General features: G+C 67.9%; 4 protein-coding genes and 1 pseudogene. 4 read left to right on the forward strand and 1 reads right to left on the reverse strand.

Features of this window, described 5'->3' with window-relative positions:
• The 4 genes from A5624_RS09945 to A5624_RS09960 form a co-directional block, all read left to right on the forward strand.
• On the forward strand, positions 1-566 hold a 566-nt coding region (locus A5624_RS09945; RefSeq protein ID WP_197508064.1), incomplete at its 5' end, for a PE/PPE C-terminal domain-containing protein.
• A 78-nt stretch (positions 567-644) separates the two neighbouring features.
• Complete coding sequence (locus A5624_RS09950; protein WP_066865384.1) at positions 645-998, forward strand: DUF732 domain-containing protein; 354 nt, start codon at positions 645-647, stop codon at positions 996-998.
• Between the two features lie 95 nt (positions 999-1,093).
• Positions 1,094-2,047 carry a PPE family protein gene (locus A5624_RS09955; protein WP_066865387.1) on the forward strand — a complete coding sequence of 318 codons (954 nt, stop codon included), beginning with the start codon at positions 1,094-1,096 and terminating at the stop codon, positions 2,045-2,047.
• 164 nt (positions 2,048-2,211) lie between these two features.
• Positions 2,212-3,612 carry a wax ester/triacylglycerol synthase family O-acyltransferase gene (locus tag A5624_RS09960; protein WP_066865391.1) on the forward strand — a complete coding sequence of 467 codons (1,401 nt, stop codon included), beginning with the start codon at positions 2,212-2,214 and terminating at the stop codon, positions 3,610-3,612.
• 21 nt (positions 3,613-3,633) lie between these two features.
• Here A5624_RS09960 and A5624_RS29475 read toward each other — a convergent pair.
• Positions 3,634-3,756 (reverse strand): annotated as a pseudogene (locus A5624_RS29475) (hypothetical protein); the annotation flags it as partial.

The raw sequence follows: 3,756 nt of genomic DNA on the forward strand, positions 1-3,756 counted from the left end.
GGAAGAACTTCTTCATCTATGCGCCGTGGAGCGCCGCGATGGCCAAATCGTCGCTGGGCGCCGGGCTGGCGTCGCCCGGCCACATCGCCGCCGGCATCGCGGCAAAGCCCGTATCGGCGGTGCTGGGTAACGCGCCAACAGTGGGCAAGCTGTCGGTGCCGGCTAGCTGGGCGACGGCCGCCCCGGCGATCAGGCTGGCCTCCACCGCGCTACCGGGCACCAGCCTGGCCGCGGCCGCGGCGACGGATTTGTCGGGCCTGGTGAACGAGGCGACCCTGGGCAGTCTGGCGGGCGGCGCGCTGGGCAGCCCGGCATCGCGTGTCGTCAGCACCACGGGCATCCAGGCCCGCGCGATCACCGGCGAGCGCCGGCAGGGACCGGTCAAGCTCGACCGCATCATCGCCCAACTGCAGGAGATGCCCGACCAGGTGCAGCACTGGAACGTCGACGAGGCCGGCCTCGACGACCTGGTCGCCAAGCTCAGGACAACGCCGGGCGTGCACGCCGTGCACGTGACCGACGGAGAGGAAGTCGCGGTCGGATCCCCCGAATCGAAACTGGGGTAGCGCCTTGCGGTGCAACGGATTTCGTCTCAGTGGACCGGATCAACCGGGAAACCGCCATAGGGCCTCGAAGGAGGATGCATGAAACTGCTGCTAGCGCTTCTCGGTGTATCGCTGGGCATCGTCACCGCGGTACCCGCACACGCCGTCCCGGGAGAGGACGAGGCGGCCGCCGACGAGAACAACGAGGTCTTCATCGCCGATCTCCACAAGGTGGGGATCAGTTTTGCGAATCCGGACCAAGCCGTTGCCGCCGGAAAAGCGGTGTGCGGATTGATCTCTCGTGGCGTCTCCGGTCTTCAGCTCCTCAACGACCTGCGGGACAACAACCCCGCGCTGAGCACCAACGGCGCCGCCCAGTTCGCGACGATATCGGCGAAGTCGTACTGCCCACGTCAACTCGAGTCCGCCGAAGGCGGTAAGGGCAGCGGCTGACCGCCAACACCAACTGCCGCCGCATATCCATCACCCCCGAAGAGAAAAGCCTGATGTTGCAGCACCATTCGCCCGCCATTGAGCTGGGGCCAGTGATGGATTTCGGTGCCCTTCCGCCGGAAAGCAATTCGGGGCGGATGCATTCGGGCCCCGGCGCCGGATCAATGATGGACGCCGCCAAGGCCTGGGGCGTGCTGGGCGCCCAACTCGCTGACATGGCGCTGACCTACCGGGCGGTGATCGCCGAGCTGGAACCGGGAGGGCAGAGCGCGTCGACTACGCCGATCACCCAAGCCGTCGCACCCTATCTGGCGTGGCTCGACGCCACCGCCGCGCAGGCCCGGCAGACGGCCAGTCAGGCCACCGCGGCCGCGGCCGCCTACGGCTTGGCGCTTGCGGCGGTGGTGTCGCCCCATGCGATCGACGCCAACCGGTTGCGGCGGATTTCGCTGGCCGCGGCGAACTGTCTGGGCCAGCTCAGTCCGGCGGTCGCCGACGCCGACGCCGACTACGAACGGATGTGGGCGCAGGATGCCGCGGCCATGTATGCCTACGCCCGCGCGTCGGCCGGCGTCTGGAAGCTGACACCGTTCGATTCGCCGCCGCCCGCCGCCGACCCCGGCGAGCCCGTGGGGGTCACCCCGCCGTCTCGCAACTGGACCCTGACCGTCGCACCGGAGGTCATAACGACTGGCCGACAAGTGATCTCAACCATCTCCGAAGCGCTGGGCGCGCTGTCCACCTCGCCGCTGGCCACCTTTGATACGTCCCTGTTGTCGGCAACGGCGCCGCTGTCCAAGTTGAGCTCGTTGTCGGCACCGGTCGACTTCGCGCTCAAACACCTGAGTTCCCTCAACAAGGCCGCCGCGCTGTGCAGGGCCGCGGTCATGTGCTCGCCGGGGGGCGGCACGAATCACGCGGCGCCCAGGGTGAGCGTCGGGCGCGGCGCGGCGATCGGGATCTTGTCGGTCCCACGGGCGTGGACCCGATCGATGCCGAGCCCGACGTCGCCCAGTTCGCCCGCGACTCCCGTCGATCGAAGCCAGTGAGCCGCCCGCCTGGCACCCGGACGGACAAATATGTTGTCGCAGACGGGTGCCCGCGGGTAGCCGCGTCGACCCGGTAGCCACGCGGACGCTTCCTGCGCCGAGCCGGCGGGTAGTTTGTTTGCCATTGCTGGTGGCGACGGCGGTTGGGGGGTTACGGTCAGGTGATGAGACGGCTTTCGAGTGTCGATGCGGCGTTTTGGTCAGCGGAAACCGCGGGCTGGCACATGCACGTGGGGGCGCTGGCGATCTGCGACCCGAAGGAATGCTCCGAGTACAGCTTTCAACGTCTCCGTCAATTACTGATCGAGCGCCTGCCCGAGGTCCCGCAGTTGCGGTGGCGGGTCACTGGCGCGCCGCTGGGACTGGACCGGCCGTGGTTCGTCGAGGACGAGGAGCTCGACGTCGACTTCCACGTCCGCCGCATCGGGGTTCCCGCGCCGGGCGGTCGCCGCGAGCTCGAGGAGCTGGTCGGGCGGCTGATGTCCTACAAGCTGGATCGCTCCCGGCCGCTGTGGGAAATGTGGGTGATCGAGGGCGTCGAGGGCGGCCGGATCGCCACGCTGACCAAGATGCACCACGCCATTGTCGACGGGGTCTCGGGCGCCGGACTGGGTGAAATCCTGCTGGACACCACGCCGGAACCGCGTGCGCCGCAACAGGAAACGGTCGGATCGCTGGTGGGATTCCAGCTGCCCGGACTAGAGCGGCGCGCCGTGGGCGCCCTGATCAACGTGGGCGTCAAGACGCCGTTCCGCATCGCGCGGCTGATGGAGCAGACCGTGCGCCAGCAGATCGCCACCCTGGGTGTGCGCAGCAGACCGCCGCGCTACTTCGAGGCGCCCAAAACCCGTTTCAACGCGCCGGTCTCGCCGCATCGGCGCATCACCGGGTGCCGCGTTGAACTTGCCCGCGCCAAAGTCGTCAAGGACGCCTACGGCGTCAAGCTCAACGACGTCGTGCTGGCCCTGGTGGCCGGCGCCGCCCGCGACTATCTACAGAAACGCGGCGAGCTGCCCGCCAAGCCGCTCATCGCGCAGATCCCGGTCTCGACGCGCACCGACAACGACAAGGACGACGTCGGCAACAAGGTCAGTTCCATGACCGTCTCGCTGGCCACCGATGTCGAAGACCCGGGCGAGCGGCTGCGGGCCATTCACGAAAGCACCCAGAACGCCAAGCTGATGGCCAAGGCGCTGTCGGCGCATCAGATCATGGGGCTGACCGAGACCACGCCGCCCGGGCTGCTGCAGCTGGCCGCGCGGGCTTACACCGCCAGCGGGCTGTCGCGAAACCTGGCCCCCATCAACCTGGTTGTCTCGAACGTCCCCGGACCGCCGTTCCCGTTGTATATGGCTGGCGCCAAACTGGATTCGCTGGTGCCGCTGGGGCCGCCGGTGATGGACGTCGCGCTCAACATCACCTGCTTCTCCTACCAGGACTACCTGGACTTCGGCTTCGTGACGACGCCCGAGGTGGCCAACGACATCGACGACATGGCCGATCGGATCGAGCCTGCGTTGACCGACCTGGAGAAGGCCGCCGCGCGGGAGAATGACTCCGACTAGACCTGACTGACGATCTGGCCACTACGGGCCGTCGCCGTCCTCGTCGCGCAGGAGTTTTTCGGGGTGGTGGAAGGTGTTGGTGCGGGGTTGGCCGGTGTCGAGGTGTGGGGGTGGGATTCATTGGGTGTCGCCGTGGGTGTTTTT

Origin of the sequence: Mycobacterium sp. 1482292.6 (genome assembly GCF_001672995.1) — a bacterium.
GTDB classification, from domain to species: domain Bacteria; phylum Actinomycetota; class Actinomycetes; order Mycobacteriales; family Mycobacteriaceae; genus Mycobacterium; species Mycobacterium europaeum_A.